The sequence below is a fragment of the Rhodococcus sp. NPDC056516 genome (genome assembly GCF_042794655.1).
In the GTDB taxonomy this organism is placed as follows: Bacteria; Actinomycetota; Actinomycetes; order Mycobacteriales; family Mycobacteriaceae; genus Rhodococcus_F.
Window position 1 is genome coordinate 189,935 of sequence record NZ_JBHTTG010000009.1, and the last position, 13,784, is coordinate 203,718.

Here is a 13,784-nt window from a genome sequence, read left to right on the forward strand (position 1 = left end):
TGTATCGGCACTGTCCTTGTCGCAAGACAAGTCAACCGGCATACCCGGTGGTGAGTAGTCCCAATCATCCGGATCAGCCGAGACAGGACGTTTGTCCAGGTGCTATTGTCGCTGCTTATCGAAGGATCCGGGGAGGAATGGTCGTGGTGAAAAAGGTTGTTGTCACGATGGTTGACGATCTGGACAAGAAATCGCCCGCTGACGAAACTGTCGAGTTTTCGGTCGACGGAGTTGCATACGAAATCGATCTGACCGCCGCCAACGCCGCGGAACTGCGTGATGCACTGAAAAAGTGGATTCCCCATGCAAGAAAGTCGAATTCAGCCAAATCGGTCAACGGGTCGGTGGCCAAATCGCGCCCGGTTGCCGACCGCGATCAGAGTGCCGCCATCCGTGAGTGGGCCAAGGGAGCGGGTTTCGAGATCTCGGCCCGGGGACGCATTTCCACCGAGGTGCGCCGAGCCTACGAAAAGGCCGTCTGAAATGGATCGCGAATGGATTTGGGCGCATTTTCCCGAAACGGATTGGTAACGCGTTCTAGTTTGTTAGCGTCTGCACGGTTCGCATCTCTCTCAGAGGAGTCGGTCGTGCACAGAATCAGGTTGTTCGGGGGCGTGGTTCTTGCCGCTCTGATGCTCGTCGGGTTCACATCCGTGGCTTCGGCTCAGGCTCCATTGCCCGTGCCCAACGCATTCCTCGCAGGAGTTCCTCAGGAGTTGGGAAATCCTGGCGGTTCAGCTCCTGGATCCAATGACTTTTCATGCAAACCGACTGCCGAACATCCCAATCCGGTTGTGCTCGTTCACGGAACCGGTGGAAACAGGCAGACCAACTGGGCCACCTATGCGCCGTTGCTCGCCAACGAGGGCTACTGCGTCTTCGCGCTGACGTACGGCAACTTCCCCGAGCAGCCGTGGCCGTTGTCAGCAATCGGTGGAATGCAGGAAATTCCCTCCAGCGCAGCGCAATTGTCGAATTTCGTCGATCAAGTTCTCGGCGCTACCGGCGCAACGTCGGTGGATCTCATCGGCCATTCGCAAGGCACGATCATCAACGGGTACTACGCGAAGTTCCTCGGCGGTGCTGACAAAGTGGACAACATCGTCTCGGTGGCGTCGCTGTGGAAGGGAACGCTCGGAAACGAGCAGGCAAGTGTCGGCCGCAGCCTTCGCGAACTCGGGGTATCCGAGGCAGCGCAGGCCGGATTCCCGATATGCAAGGCGTGCCTGAACATGGGGGCCGGTTCGGAGTTCATCGAAAATCTCCGTGCGGGAGGCGTTTACGCGCCGGGTGTTCACTACACGAACATCACGACTCGCTACGACGAACTGGTGCTGCCGTATACAAATGGTCTCGAGTCCGGGCCGAACGCCACCAACATCGTCGTTCAGGACGGTTGTGAGCAAGACATCTCTGATCACCTCGCTATCGCGGCATCGCTGCGCGCCGCGACTTTTGCTCTCAATGCACTCGACCCCGCGCATCAGCGGCCGGTACCGTGCAACTCGGTATTGCCCGTCGTGGGTTGATCAATATGCGGAGGCCTTCGGTGGGGATCAGAACATGCGTGGGCGCTCTCGCTCTGGCGGGAGCCGTGGCCGCGTCCGCCGCGCCGCTTGCGTCGGCGAACGAACCTCTCCCCGTTCCGTCGGGTTTCTTCAGCGGAATCGCTCTCGAAGCGATCAACCCGGGCGGATCGGCTCCCGGTACCAACGATTTCTCATGCAAGCCTTCCGCTGCTCATCCTGATCCGGTAGTCCTCGTGCACGGGACGGCGGCCAACCGTCAGACCAATTGGGGCGTACTCGCGCCCGTACTGGCCAACGAGGGGTACTGCGTTTTTGCGCTCACCTTCGGGAATCGAGCGGACCAGCCGTGGCCGATTTCCGCAGCCGGCGGTCTCGCGCCACTCAGAGACAGCGCAGAGCAGCTGTCGGAATTCGTCGACGACGTCCTCTCTGCGACGGGTGCCTCGAAGGTCGACCTGATCGGACACTCTCAGGGAACGACGGTCAGTGCGTACTACGCCAAGTTCCTCGGCGGCGACGCGAAGGTTTCCACGATCGTCTCCATCGCTCCGTTGTGGGACGGCTCGGAGGTCGGTCCGCCTGAAGGCGTCGGGGGACCGGATTTCGACAACGCCACCTTCGTGACAGAGCTGCGCGACGCCGGCGTCTACTCCGAGGGCGTCGAGTACACCAACATCGTGACTCGGTTCGATCAAGTGGTCGTTCCGTACAGCAGCGGAATCCTCGCCGCGTCGAACGCGTCGAACATCGTTGTTCAGGACGGCTGCGAACAGGACCTGTCGGATCACATCGCGCTGGTGGCGTCGCAGCGAACGGCGACTCTGACGCTCAACGCGCTGGATCCGTCGAATCCGCGTGAGGTGCCGTGCGCTCGGGTACTCCCGATATTCGGCTGATCAGGCGTCGAAAATCGCTGTTCGCTTCAGGCGTACAGGAACCGGGAAACGATTCCCTCAGCTGCGACGTTGTGAACGGTAAGCAGTCCGGCTTCCGCCGCCAATCGGGTGGAGGAGCAGCAGGTGGACTTCGCGCCCTCTAGAGTAATAAGTGGGGTCGTGCAACCTTTGTCGATTCGTGGACGTCAGTCCGCTGACCGGCGAGGCGATCAGTCTGTAGTGCCGGAGCGAAACGCGGCGACCAGGGACGAGACATCCGGTCTCGAACCTGCCCGCCGGAGAGTGTGAGGGAGAGCGATGTTCGAGAGGTTCACCGATCGCGCGCGGCGCGTTGTTGTCCTGGCTCAAGAAGAAGCCAGGATGCTCAACCACAACTACATCGGCACGGAGCACATCCTTCTCGGCCTCATTCACGAGGGCGAAGGTGTTGCAGCCAAGTCGTTGGAGTCGTTGGGTATCTCCCTCGAGGGAGTCCGCAGCCAGGTCGAGGAGATCATCGGCCAGGGCCAGCAGGCTCCGTCCGGTCACATCCCCTTCACACCGCGCGCCAAGAAAGTCCTCGAGCTGAGTCTGCGCGAAGCGCTGCAGCTCGGACACAACTACATCGGTACGGAGCACATCCTGCTCGGTCTCATCCGTGAGGGTGAGGGCGTTGCAGCCCAGGTTCTGGTCAAGCTCGGTGCCGATCTCAACCGCGTCCGCCAGCAGGTCATCCAGCTGCTGTCGGGCTACCAGGGCAAAGAGCCCACCGAAACCGGTGGCACCCGCGGAGAGGCCGGCACGCCGTCCACCTCGCTCGTGCTCGACCAGTTCGGTCGCAACCTGACGCAAGCTGCCCTCGAAGGCAAGCTGGACCCGGTCATCGGCCGCTCGAAGGAAATCGAGCGTGTCATGCAGGTTCTCTCGCGTCGTACCAAGAACAACCCGGTTCTCATCGGTGAACCCGGTGTCGGTAAGACCGCTGTGGTCGAGGGCCTGGCTCAGGCAATCGTCAACGGTGAGGTCCCCGAGACCCTCAAGGACAAGCAGCTGTACACGCTCGACCTCGGGTCGCTCGTGGCCGGCAGCCGTTACCGCGGTGACTTCGAAGAGCGCCTGAAGAAGGTTCTCAAGGAGATCAACACCCGCGGCGACATCATCTTGTTCATCGACGAGCTGCATACCCTCGTGGGTGCGGGCGCGGCCGAGGGCGCTATCGACGCGGCCTCCATCCTCAAGCCCAAGCTTGCTCGCGGTGAGCTGCAGACCATCGGTGCCACCACGCTCGACGAGTACCGCAAGTACATCGAGAAGGATGCCGCTCTCGAGCGTCGTTTCCAGCCCGTTCAGGTGGGCGAACCGACCGTCGAGCACACCATCGAGATCCTCAAGGGTCTTCGTGACCGCTACGAGGCTCACCACCGTGTGTCCATCACGGACGGTGCTCTCGTGGCAGCGGCGACGCTGGCCGACCGCTACATCAACGACCGCTTCTTGCCGGACAAGGCGATCGACCTCATCGACGAGGCGGGCGCGCGAATGCGCATCCGTCGGATGACTGCACCGCCGGACCTGCGCGAATTCGACGATCGCATCGCCGACGCGCGTCGCGAGAAGGAGTCCGCGATCGACGCGCAGGACTTCGAGAAGGCCGCGAACCTGCGTGACAAGGAGAAGACCCTCGTCGCTCAGCGCGCTGAGCGTGAGAAGCAGTGGCGTGCGGGCGACCTCGACGTCATCGCCGAGGTCGACGACGAGCAGATCGCCGAGGTTCTGGGCAACTGGACCGGTATCCCCGTCTTCAAGCTCACCGAGGAGGAGACCACTCGTCTGCTCCGCATGGAAGAGGAACTGCACAAGCGGATCATCGGCCAGGAAGAGGCAGTCAAGTCCGTCTCGAAGGCGATCCGTCGTACGCGTGCAGGTCTGAAGGATCCCAAGCGTCCCTCGGGCTCGTTCATCTTCGCCGGCCCGTCCGGTGTCGGTAAGACCGAGCTCGCGAAGTCGCTCGCCAACTTCCTGTTCGGCGACGACGACGCTCTGATCCAGATCGACATGGGCGAGTTCCACGACCGCTTCACCGCTTCGCGTCTGTTCGGTGCCCCTCCCGGGTACGTCGGATACGAAGAGGGCGGCCAGCTCACCGAGAAGGTGCGTCGCAAGCCGTTCAGCGTTGTGCTGTTCGACGAGATCGAGAAGGCACACCAGGAGATCTACAACACCCTCCTGCAGGTGCTCGAGGACGGCCGTCTCACCGACGGTCAGGGACGTACCGTCGACTTCAAGAACACGGTGCTGATCTTCACGTCCAACCTCGGTACGTCGGACATCTCCAAGGCAGTCGGCCTGGGCTTCAGCTCGGGAACGGGCACGGAGTCGAACTACGAGCGCATGAAGCTCAAGGTTCACGACGAGCTGAAGAAGCACTTCCGTCCCGAGTTCTTGAACCGTATCGACGACATCGTCGTCTTCCATCAGCTCACGAACGAGCAGATCGTTCAGATGGTCGACCTGATGCTCGCTCGCGTCGAGGCGGCTCTCAAGAACAAGGACATGGCCATGGAGGTCACCGACAAGGCCAAGTCGCTTCTGGCCAAGCGCGGATTCGATCCGGTACTGGGTGCACGACCGCTGCGTCGCACCATCCAGCGCGAGATCGAGGACCAGATGTCCGAGAAGATCCTCTTCGGAGAGATCGGACCGGGCCACATCGTGCTCGTCGACGTCGAGAACTGGGACGGCGAAGGCTCGGGCGAGGACGCGAAGTTCACGTTCACGCCCACCAAGAAGCCGATCGACGTGCCGGACGCACCGCCGATCGAGCTGACCAAGGCCGGCGAAAGCGAAAGCGCAGCAGAGTAGTACAGCAGAGTAAGTAACAAACGGGCGGCACCTCACCGGTGCCGCCCGTTTCGTGTATCACGGGAGAGGATGTGCACATGAACGACATCGAACTGGGTCACCTGCGCCGTTGCGTCGAATTGGCTTCGGAGGCATTGGATGCCGGTGACGAACCTTTCGGTTCCGTCCTGGCATCGGCCGACGGAACCTTTCTGGCGGAGGATCGAAACCGGATTGCGGGCGGCGACAACACCCGCCACCCCGAGTTCGAGCTGGCGCGGTGGGCGGCTCAATACCTGACGCCGGAAGAGCGCTCCACAGCAACGGTGTTCACCTCGGGCGAGCACTGCGCGATGTGTTCGGCAGCGCACGCATGGGTGGGACTGGGACGTATCGTCTACATCTGCTCTTCGGCCCAACTAGGCGACTGGCTCGCGGAGTGGGGTGTGGCTCCGGCACCGGTGAAGTCTTTGTCCGTCAACGAGGTTGCGCCGAACATCCCGGTCGAAGGCCCGGTATCGGAGTTGGTTCCGCAGGTGCGAGAGCTGCATCGGAAGTTGCATTCGCAGAGCGCTTGACGGGCACACAAACGGGCGGCACCTCCTGGAGGAGCCGCCCGTTTGCGTGTGGAGTCAGGAAACTGCGTCGACCGCTCGAACCTTCTCTCGCAGTTCACCCTTGACGACCTTGCCGCTTGCATTGCGCGGCAGTGCTTCCACGACGACGATGTCCTTCGGGTGCTTGTAGCGCGCGAGCCGATCATTGAGGAAGATGCTCAGCTCCTCGATGGTCAGGTCCACGGCTGAACCTGGCGCCATCGCGACGATCGCGACCGGCACCTCACCCCACTTGGCGTCGGGGCGACCGACTACGGCGGCTTCGATGATCAATTCGTGTTCGTAGAGGACGTTTTCGACCTCGGCGCAATAGATGTTCTCTCCGCCGGAGATGATCATGTCCTTCTTGCGGTCGACGACATAGACGAAGCCTTCGTCGTCGACGCGAACGAGATCGCCCGAGTGGAACCATCCACCGTGGAACGCGTCAGCGGTGGCGGTGGGGTTGTTCCAGTATTCGCTCATCATCGTGGGCCCGCGGTAGACGATTTCACCGATTTCACCGGGCGCCACGTCGTCCATGTTCTCGTCGACGACCCTGGCCGAGATGGTCGGGATGACCCGACCGACGGATCCGAGCTTACGAATCGCATCCTCGCCGTCGAGAACGCAAGTGATGGGCGACATCTCGGTCTGACCGAAGACTGCGACATTGAACGCGTCGGGGAAGGTTTCGGCCATTGCCCGCAGGATCGTGTCGGACGACGGTGCGGCACCCCACGAGATGTTCTTCAGTGACAGTGCTCGAGGTTGCGCCTTCTGCACTGCGCACACGGCCTGCCATTGCACGGGCACGAGGAACAAACTGGTGACCTTCTCGGCTTCCAGAATGTCGAGTAACTGACCCGGGTCGAACGCGCCGACCGGGTGGATCACCGTGGTCGTACCGAGTTGCAGGCTCGGTGCGATGGAACCGAGGGCCGCGATGTGGAACATGGGCGAGGCGCAGAAGCCGATGGAATCGGCATTGAACAAGTGGAAGGCCCTGATGCAGGTCAATGCTTGCGAAGACAGGTTCGAGTGGGAAAGCACCGAACCCTTGGGACGACCGGTGGTTCCCGAGGTGTACATGATGAGAGCCGGAGTGTCGTCCGGGATGTCGACGAACGCGTGCTTCTCGCCCTCTTCGCTGATCAGGTCCTCGTAGTTCAGGCTGTCGCCCTCGGCGGGGGCGCCCACGGTGATGGAGATGTCTATACCCTCGGACGCTGCGCGCGCGGCGCCGGCCAGCGGAGCCAACGGTCCCTCGGCGACAATGACTTTGGAGCCGGAGTCGTTTACCAGGTAAGCGACCTCGGGTGGCGTCAGACGGAAGTTCACCGGAACGGCAATCGCGCCCAGTGCGTTGGTAGCGAGAATGACCTCGAGGTATTCGGGGCGGTTGAGCATCAGGATGAGCACGCGGTCGCCGAAGCTGACGCCGCGTCGGGCGAGAGCGTCCGCCAGCTTCTCGACGCGTGCGTCGAGGGTGCTCCAGGTGATGGAATCGCCCAGGAATCGCAGTGCGGTGCGATCGGGAATCATCTGCGCATGCCTGGCGATCTGATTGTTCCAGTTGGTGCGGCGTGAACGCTGCGCCTCGGAGACTGCATCGGTGGAGGCCATCGATGGGTTCCTCTCATGCGTGGGTGATTGTATGACTCAGGCTACAGTGAGCCGTCGAAGTGCACAGTGGTTTTGTTAACGAAAATTCGCAGCGGTCACTTGAAGTGCGGTGCACGCTTCTGGAGCATCGCCATCGCGCCTTCTTTGAAGTCCTCGCCAGTGAGAAGTTCTGCCTGACCGGTATTTTCGAGCTCCACGGCGGCGTCGAGGCGGTCCAACGTAGCCGCATTGAGTGCGCGTTTGGTGAGTTCGAGGGCGCGTCGGGGAGCCTTCGACGTGCGATCGGCGATCGACTGGATGTGTGCGTCGAACGCGTCGTCGGAGAGGGTGCGGGACACGAGCCCGAACCGCTCGGCGTCCTCGGCGGAAACCCGCTCGCCCAGCAACGCCATCTCGGCCGCGCGGGCGCGTCCGATCGCCGCCGGTACCAGCGCGCTGGCGCCGCCGTCCGGCATCAGACCGATGTTGACGAACGAGAGAAGGAAGTAGGCGCTCGATGCTGCGTACGTCAGGTCCGCGGCTAGAGCGATGGATACACCGACGCCGGCGGCCGGGCCGTTGACCGCGGCGATCACCGGGACGGGGGCGCCGGTGATGGCGCGAATCAGAGACGTTGCCGCTTCCATGACGACCTTCGGGTCTGCGGGGTTGACGGCCGCTGCGGCGAGGTCGGCGCCGGTACAGAATGCTCGACCGGCGCCGGTGATGACGATGGTACGAACTGCCGGGTCTGTGCCGCCGTCGTGGACGGCGGCAGCGAAAGCGTTCATCGTGGGCAGATCGATCGCGTTCATGCGCTTGGGGCGATCGAAAGTCAATCGCAGTACGCCGTCGGTGATTTCGGAGCGGAAGCCAGCCTCGGCAGTGGCGGTCATGCCGCGCTCACCGCCGTCACGAATCCGGAAAGCCGTGAGGTGATGATGTGTTCGGCCTCCGACACCATACGGTCGATCATGTAGGCGACGGTCGGGATGTCGTTGATCAATCCCTGGCTTTGGCCGGCCGACCAGATGCCTGCATCGAGATCGCCGTCTTCGAAGACCTTGCGCCCGCGTGCTCCGGCGACCAGATGCTGAATGTCGCTGAACTCTGCGCCGCCGCGTGCCTCGATGTCGACGACCTCTGCGCTGATCGCATTTGCGGCCACGCGTGCCGTGTTGTGAAGGGTCCGGAAGATCAGCTTGGTATCACGCTCGGTGTTTGCGACAATCTGCTCTTTAACCGATTGTGCTACAGGGGATTCCACGGTGCACATGAATCGAGTTCCCATGTTGACGCCGTCCGCTCCGAGAGCAAGCGCCGCAACGAGTCCTCGGGAATCTGCGATTCCGCCCGAAGCGATCACGGGAATCGTGAGTTGCTGCGTGGCAGCCGGAATCAGAATCAGCCCTGGTATGTCGTCCTCACCTGGATGCCCAGCGCATTCGAAACCGTCGATGCTGACGGCGTCGACGCCCAGTCTCTCGGCCTTGACCGCATGTCGAACTGCAGTGCACTTGTGGATAACCTTCACGCCCGCGTCCTTGAAATGCGGAAGATGATCGATCGGATTGGAACCGGCAGTCTCGACGATCTTGATTCCGGATTCGATGATCGCCTGGCGGTATTCGGCGTACGGCGGCGGCGTGATCGACGGCAGAATAGTGATATTGACGCCGAAAGGCTTGTCGGTGAGATCGCGGGTCCGAGCAATTTCCTTGACGAGGTCTTCCGGTGTGGGCTGGGTGAGGCCCGCCAAGAACCCGAGGGCGCCGGAATTTGCCGTGGCCGCAACAAGTTCTGCGCGTCCTACCCACATCATGCCGCCCTGCACGATGGGATGGTCTACGCCGAACATCTCGGTGAAGCGAGTGCGAATCATGTGCTCACAACTACTTTCTTACGGTCGGTCTATCGACGTCGAACCCTCTTGGGGGCAAGGAAAAACCCCACGCAGCATGGAATGAGCCCGCCAGCGGACTTCGTGCAAGTTTGTGCGAATCGTCACTAACATAACACCGGGGTGAGAGCGTGTGTCAAGACTCTTTTTGCGGAATCCGTCCGTCGCAACACCTGCGTTGTAGGGTTTCGGGTGAAGCTGTACCGGGCGCGAATTGCGACTTTCGTGACGGTTACCATGATCCGTTCGGACTCGCGCTTGTGAAAGAGCGGTGCAGCGGACGAAGGACGTAGAAGAGGAAAGCAACGGAAGTGGAGGGTTTGGTGCCCGGACAGACACGCGTCTCCGTGCGCGGCAGTGAACCTGCACCACGGACGCGTCCGAAGAATCGGAAGGCGCAAATCGCGGCCGCTGCCGCGGAGGCGTTCAGTGAACGTGGCTACCACGCGGTCGGTATCGACGAGATCGCAGCGAAGGTCGGAATCTCCGGGCCGGCCCTCTACCGTCATTTCCCTACGAAATACGCGCTTTTCGTCTACACGGTGAACAACCTGACGCAGGCGTTGTTGGATGCCAGCGATCCAGCGGTACACGGAAACGAAGATCCACGCGAGCAGTTGAACTCCACGATGGTGGGTGTCATCCGCGCGACGATCGAGAATCGGCGCAGGGGAGGGCTCTACCGTTGGGAGGGGCGCTACCTGGTCGACGAGGATCGTGAGCAATTGCGGGTGGGAATGCGCACGCTCAATCTTCGGATCGCCGAGCCGCTTGCCGCGGTGCGTCCCGAACTCGATCCGGCCGATGTAGAGCTGATCGCACCGGCCGTGCTCAGTGTGATCGCCAGTATTACCGGACACCGATCGGCGTTGTCCGCCAAGCAGATCGAAGCGCTGATTCTTGCGGCATGCTGGTCTGTCATCGGCGTCGAATTGCCCGTTGGTGAGGAGGATGGCGCGAGGGTAGCGGCGTCCGAACGCAAGACCGGCCTGGTGCGGACGTCGAAACGTGAAGTGCTGCTTCAGGAAGCAGTTTTGCTGTTCTATCAGCGCGGCTACCACGACGTGAGCATCGAGGAGATCGGTGCCGCGGCGGGTATCAATGCGTCGAGCGTGTATCGGCACTTCGCGAGCAAGGCCGACCTACTTGCTGCTGCATTCCACCGGGCGTCCGATCGTCTGACTATGACGTTGGGTTCGGCCTTGGCGGAGTCGGAGACTCCTCTCGCGGCCGTCGAGACGTTGGCGAAGATGTACGTCGAGGTTTCATTCGGGACCAGCGAACTGTTGGCCGTGTACTTTGCCGAGATCGGCAGCTTGCCGGATCGATCACGGACCGAGTTGCGCAACATTCAGCGGCTCAATGTCGAGGAGTGGGCGCACCTGTGCGTCGAGGCACGTCCGGAGTTGACGCTCGTCCAAGCGCGGTTCCTCGTCCACGCGGCGCTCGGACTGGTCTTCGACATCGGCCGAATCGTGCACTTTTCCTCCGGGAACTCCGCGCAGGCGCGTGTCGAGAAACTGCTGTCTGCGACGCTCCTCGGGTAGAGCAGTCCGAAACAGTAGGTGTGACTTCACGTATCGCGGGTAGGTTCGTGAACGCAAGGCGTTCACCGAATCATGTGAAGACGGAAGTAGGGACAGCAATGCCAACTCGTACCGCACGCACCGCCTGGAACGGCACCCTCGAGGCCGGATCGGGACAGGTGGAACTCACCAGCTCGGGCGTCGCCACCTTCGACGTGTCGTTCCCCAAGCGCGCAGCTGAGGAGGCCGGCGGAACCACCAGCCCCGAGGAACTCATCGCCGCGGCGCATTCGTCCTGCTACGCGATGCAGTTGTCGGCCCTGATCGCCGAGGCCGGCGGAACCCCGCAGAGCCTCGACATCACCGCGGACGTGTCACTCGGCCCCGACACGGTCGGCTTCAAGCTCACCGGAATCAAGCTCACCGTTCGCGCCGAGGTCGACGGCCTCGACGCTGACGGTTTTGCCAAGGTTGCCCAGGCGGCAAAGGAAACCTGCCCGATCAGCAAGGCTCTCACCGGCGTCGACATCACGTTGGACGCGGCCCTGGACTGATCATCTCGTGCTCGGGCGCCCCCTCCGGCGCCCGAGTGCGGTGGTGTGTGATGACCAGGTAGCTCGCGAACAGTATCGGGAGCACCCACAGATCCGAGGGATCGCGAAAGACCACGATCGGCACGAGATCTCCGCGGAATCCTCCTGCGGTCAGGCGGAGAAACCCGATCACCCACTCGTACGCGTCGCCGATCGGCGGTACCACCTTCACGGCGGCGAAGCCGATTCCCGTGACTGCGATGGACCAGGCGATCGCTGCTCGCCCCACCAGGTTTCGCCTGAGCACCTCGAGAACCGAGAGAAGAAGCAGGGGAAACAGGAACACACCGGCGACGTCGGACAGCTTGCCCGTCATCGTGTTCCCGAAGGCTCCTTTGAGTACGTGGTCGTTGACCAAGATGACGGCCACCGAGACCAGCGCCCACGGACTCAGCAGCAGATCGCCCGGACGGTTCACGACAGGTTGATCGTTGCCGAGCCGGACGAGAACAGATCGCACTTGAACTGAAGGCGCAGACCGGTGGCGGCTTCGGGGACCTCGTACGCCAATTCGCCTCGCTTGGCAGCGCCCGGCGCAAGTTCTCCGTCGACACTCGACGTGCTGCTGTCGGTGAACGTGATGTTGTACGACTTGTTTTCCGAGTCCTGCAGTTCGAAGCACATCATCGACGAGACCGTCGACGGCTTGTCGCTGTTGTTGGTGACCTCGGTGTCGACGACGACGTAGCGGTTTCCGGGATTCGCGGTGATGAACTGATTGGTCGAAACGTAAGGATCGACAACGCCGTGTACCTGGACGCGCCAGTCGCCCAGTTCGACGACGTCACCGATACCGAACGCAGCCGCAGGTGCGGCGGACGAACCGTTGTCGTCGACCTTCTTCGCTTCGTCTGTTTCGCCCGAGGCGATGGTGGCGAACAGAGCTGCGCCGACGGCGAGGAGGGCGAGGGGAGTGCGGAGTGATCGCATGATGTGCGCCTTTCGAGAGTTGGTATGGCACAAGTCAACGATGTGAGGACCGCTCACCGCTTCAGTCGAAAGATCGGTCCGCCTCATCCTTTCGGTCGGAGCTTGACTGTTCGTCCACCCGTTCGGCTGATTCGAGGCGTCGGTGGCGATCGATACGCTTACTCGGTGATCACTACCAAAGGAACTGTTGTGCGACGACGCGTGTGGACTACCGCCGCTGTCGCGTTCAGCCTTTTCTGTTCCTTCATGACGGTGGGCATCGCAGGCGCGTCGGGAAATATGCCACCGGTATTGGTCGGGATCGGGTTCGTCCTGGGCGTGGCCGGTGGGATATCTCTTGTCTGGCGCCATCAACATCCCTGGGTGGTTCTGGCGATCACACTGGTCGGCCCGCTGTTCTTCCCTACCGATGCGACGGCGGCGCTCATCGCGTTGTTTGCCGTTGCTCGGATCGCTCGTGGGCCTCGGCTTGCGGCGGCTGCGGCAGCTGTCTTCGTCGTGTGCGGAATTTCGTTGACCTACGACGCTTTTCGAAATCGTGAGTACTCCGTCCTAACGATGGGAACGATGAAACCCAAGGACGGTTCGGCGGTCGTTCAATACGACGTCGCCATCTGGATCCCGTGGCTCGTCGCGGCCGTCATGGTCGGCATCGTCGTGGCGCTCTCGCTCCTGATTCGGACCAGAACCGAGCTTGTCGAGGCCGAGCACGTACGGGATCTGGCCACTGAGAAAACAGACGTGATGCGTGACGAGATGATTCGCACCGAAGAGCGAACGCGGATCGCTCGCGACATGCATGACACGATCGCGGCCAGTCTGAGTCGGATTTCGTTGTTCGCCGGTGGGTTACAGGTCAGCGCGGCAGACAATCCCGAGAAGGTCGTCAACACCGCTGCGATGATCAGAACCACCGCGCACGAGGCTTTGGACGAATTGAAGGGAATCGTCGGAGTGCTCAGGGGAAGCGGTGATCGTCGCGAACACGGCGGGCATCAGGGGATCGACGCGATCGGTGATCTGGTCAACGGTGCACGCGCGGCAGGCATTCACTGCCGTCTCGAATCGGAGTTGTTCCCGGGTGATGTCGGAATGTTGGCGGGGCACGTCTGTTATCGCGTCGTGCAGGAGTCGTTGACCAATGTCCAGAAGTACGCGAGCGACCAGATGCTCGTCATTTCGGTCACCGGGTCGCCGCACGACGGAATTCGCATCCTTGCACGCAACAAGCTCAGCGAGCTTGCGCCCATGACGTCGATCGGTTCGCGATCAGGTCTACGCGGGTTGGCCGAACAGGCGCGAGAGATCGGCGGCAAGGTCGAGGCAGGCGCGCTGGAGGACGATTTCCTCGTCAGTTGCTGGGTGCCCTGGTCGTCGTAGCCCGACTAG

The 13,784-nt window shown here is 61.9% G+C and carries 13 protein-coding genes; 8 read left to right on the forward strand and 5 right to left on the reverse strand.

What is annotated here, in order from left to right:
- Positions 1–143: 143 nt before the first annotated feature.
- The 5 genes from ACFQ6Y_RS26350 to ACFQ6Y_RS26370 all read left to right on the forward strand — a co-directional run bounded on the left by ACFQ6Y_RS26350 (position 144) and on the right by ACFQ6Y_RS26370 (position 5,823).
- The gene (locus ACFQ6Y_RS26350; protein WP_378546685.1) at positions 144–482 is read left to right on the forward strand and encodes an Lsr2 family protein; all 339 of its coding nucleotides are present in this window, start codon (positions 144–146) and stop codon (positions 480–482) included.
- Positions 483–587: 105 nt separating this feature from the next.
- Positions 588–1,529, forward strand: a complete 942-nt coding sequence (locus tag ACFQ6Y_RS26355; RefSeq protein ID WP_378639077.1) for an esterase/lipase family protein — start codon at positions 588–590, stop codon at positions 1,527–1,529.
- Between the two features lie 5 nt (positions 1,530–1,534).
- The gene (locus ACFQ6Y_RS26360) at positions 1,535–2,425 is read left to right on the forward strand and encodes an esterase/lipase family protein (RefSeq protein ID WP_378639081.1); all 891 of its coding nucleotides are present in this window, start codon (positions 1,535–1,537) and stop codon (positions 2,423–2,425) included.
- A gap of 297 nt (positions 2,426–2,722) precedes the next feature.
- On the forward strand, positions 2,723–5,266 hold the full coding sequence (locus ACFQ6Y_RS26365; protein ID WP_003945604.1) for an ATP-dependent Clp protease ATP-binding subunit: 2,544 nt from the start codon (positions 2,723–2,725) through the stop codon (positions 5,264–5,266).
- 77 nt (positions 5,267–5,343) lie between these two features.
- Positions 5,344–5,823, forward strand: a complete 480-nt coding sequence (locus ACFQ6Y_RS26370) for a nucleoside deaminase (RefSeq protein WP_378639086.1) — start codon at positions 5,344–5,346, stop codon at positions 5,821–5,823.
- A gap of 54 nt (positions 5,824–5,877) precedes the next feature.
- On the opposite strand, the gene fadD5 is transcribed toward ACFQ6Y_RS26370, so the two are convergent.
- The 3 genes from fadD5 to ACFQ6Y_RS26385 form a co-directional block, all read right to left on the reverse strand.
- Positions 5,878–7,467, reverse strand: a complete 1,590-nt coding sequence (gene fadD5, locus ACFQ6Y_RS26375; protein ID WP_378639090.1) for a fatty-acid--CoA ligase FadD5 — start codon at positions 7,465–7,467, stop codon at positions 5,878–5,880.
- 95 nt (positions 7,468–7,562) lie between these two features.
- On the reverse strand, positions 7,563–8,342 hold the full coding sequence (locus ACFQ6Y_RS26380) for an enoyl-CoA hydratase (protein ID WP_378639095.1): 780 nt from the start codon (positions 8,340–8,342) through the stop codon (positions 7,563–7,565).
- A complete protein-coding gene (locus ACFQ6Y_RS26385; protein ID WP_378639099.1) occupies positions 8,339–9,328 on the reverse strand; it encodes an NAD(P)H-dependent flavin oxidoreductase in 990 nt (329 codons plus the stop codon). The genes ACFQ6Y_RS26380 and ACFQ6Y_RS26385 overlap by 4 nt, the downstream gene beginning before the upstream one ends.
- Before the next feature lie 341 nt (positions 9,329–9,669).
- Between ACFQ6Y_RS26385 and ACFQ6Y_RS26390 the strand changes: the two genes are divergently transcribed.
- Together ACFQ6Y_RS26390 and ACFQ6Y_RS26395 are read left to right on the forward strand one after the other, a co-directional pair.
- Positions 9,670–10,893, forward strand: coding sequence for a TetR/AcrR family transcriptional regulator (locus ACFQ6Y_RS26390; RefSeq protein WP_378639102.1), 1,224 nt, complete (start codon positions 9,670–9,672; stop codon positions 10,891–10,893).
- A gap of 98 nt (positions 10,894–10,991) precedes the next feature.
- The gene (locus tag ACFQ6Y_RS26395; RefSeq protein WP_003945839.1) at positions 10,992–11,426 is read left to right on the forward strand and encodes an OsmC family protein; all 435 of its coding nucleotides are present in this window, start codon (positions 10,992–10,994) and stop codon (positions 11,424–11,426) included.
- Here the strand turns inward: ACFQ6Y_RS26395 and ACFQ6Y_RS26400 are convergent.
- Both ACFQ6Y_RS26400 and ACFQ6Y_RS26405 read right to left on the reverse strand, forming a co-directional pair.
- On the reverse strand, positions 11,401–11,883 hold the full coding sequence (locus ACFQ6Y_RS26400; RefSeq protein ID WP_378639106.1) for a hypothetical protein: 483 nt from the start codon (positions 11,881–11,883) through the stop codon (positions 11,401–11,403). The two genes, ACFQ6Y_RS26395 and ACFQ6Y_RS26400, sit on opposite strands and share 26 nt — an antisense overlap.
- Complete coding sequence (locus ACFQ6Y_RS26405; RefSeq protein ID WP_378639109.1) at positions 11,880–12,395, reverse strand: DUF4352 domain-containing protein; 516 nt, start codon at positions 12,393–12,395, stop codon at positions 11,880–11,882. Before ACFQ6Y_RS26405 ends, ACFQ6Y_RS26400 begins: the two co-directional genes overlap by 4 nt.
- Positions 12,396–12,419: 24 nt before the next feature.
- On the opposite strand from ACFQ6Y_RS26405, the gene ACFQ6Y_RS26410 reads away from it, so the two are divergent.
- Positions 12,420–13,775 carry a sensor histidine kinase gene (locus ACFQ6Y_RS26410; RefSeq protein WP_378639112.1) on the forward strand — a complete coding sequence of 452 codons (1,356 nt, stop codon included), beginning with the start codon at positions 12,420–12,422 and terminating at the stop codon, positions 13,773–13,775.
- The last annotated feature ends 9 nt before the right edge of the window (positions 13,776–13,784 follow it).

Coding starts and splice junctions, on each gene's coding strand:
- ACFQ6Y_RS26395 (WP_003945839.1), top strand. CDS start 10,992: ATGCCAACTCGTACCGCACGCACCGCCTGGAACGGCACCCTCGAGGCC.
- ACFQ6Y_RS26380 (WP_378639095.1), bottom strand. CDS start 8,342: ATGACCGCCACTGCCGAGGCTGGCTTCCGCTCCGAAATCACCGACGGC.
- ACFQ6Y_RS26365 (WP_003945604.1), top strand. CDS start 2,723: ATGTTCGAGAGGTTCACCGATCGCGCGCGGCGCGTTGTTGTCCTGGCT.
- ACFQ6Y_RS26360 (WP_378639081.1), top strand. CDS start 1,535: ATGCGGAGGCCTTCGGTGGGGATCAGAACATGCGTGGGCGCTCTCGCT.
- ACFQ6Y_RS26410 (WP_378639112.1), top strand. CDS start 12,420: ATGGCACAAGTCAACGATGTGAGGACCGCTCACCGCTTCAGTCGAAAG.
- ACFQ6Y_RS26385 (WP_378639099.1), bottom strand. CDS start 9,328: ATGATTCGCACTCGCTTCACCGAGATGTTCGGCGTAGACCATCCCATC.
- fadD5 (WP_378639090.1), bottom strand. CDS start 7,467: ATGGCCTCCACCGATGCAGTCTCCGAGGCGCAGCGTTCACGCCGCACC.
- ACFQ6Y_RS26405 (WP_378639109.1), bottom strand. CDS start 12,395: ATGCGATCACTCCGCACTCCCCTCGCCCTCCTCGCCGTCGGCGCAGCT.
- ACFQ6Y_RS26370 (WP_378639086.1), top strand. CDS start 5,344: ATGAACGACATCGAACTGGGTCACCTGCGCCGTTGCGTCGAATTGGCT.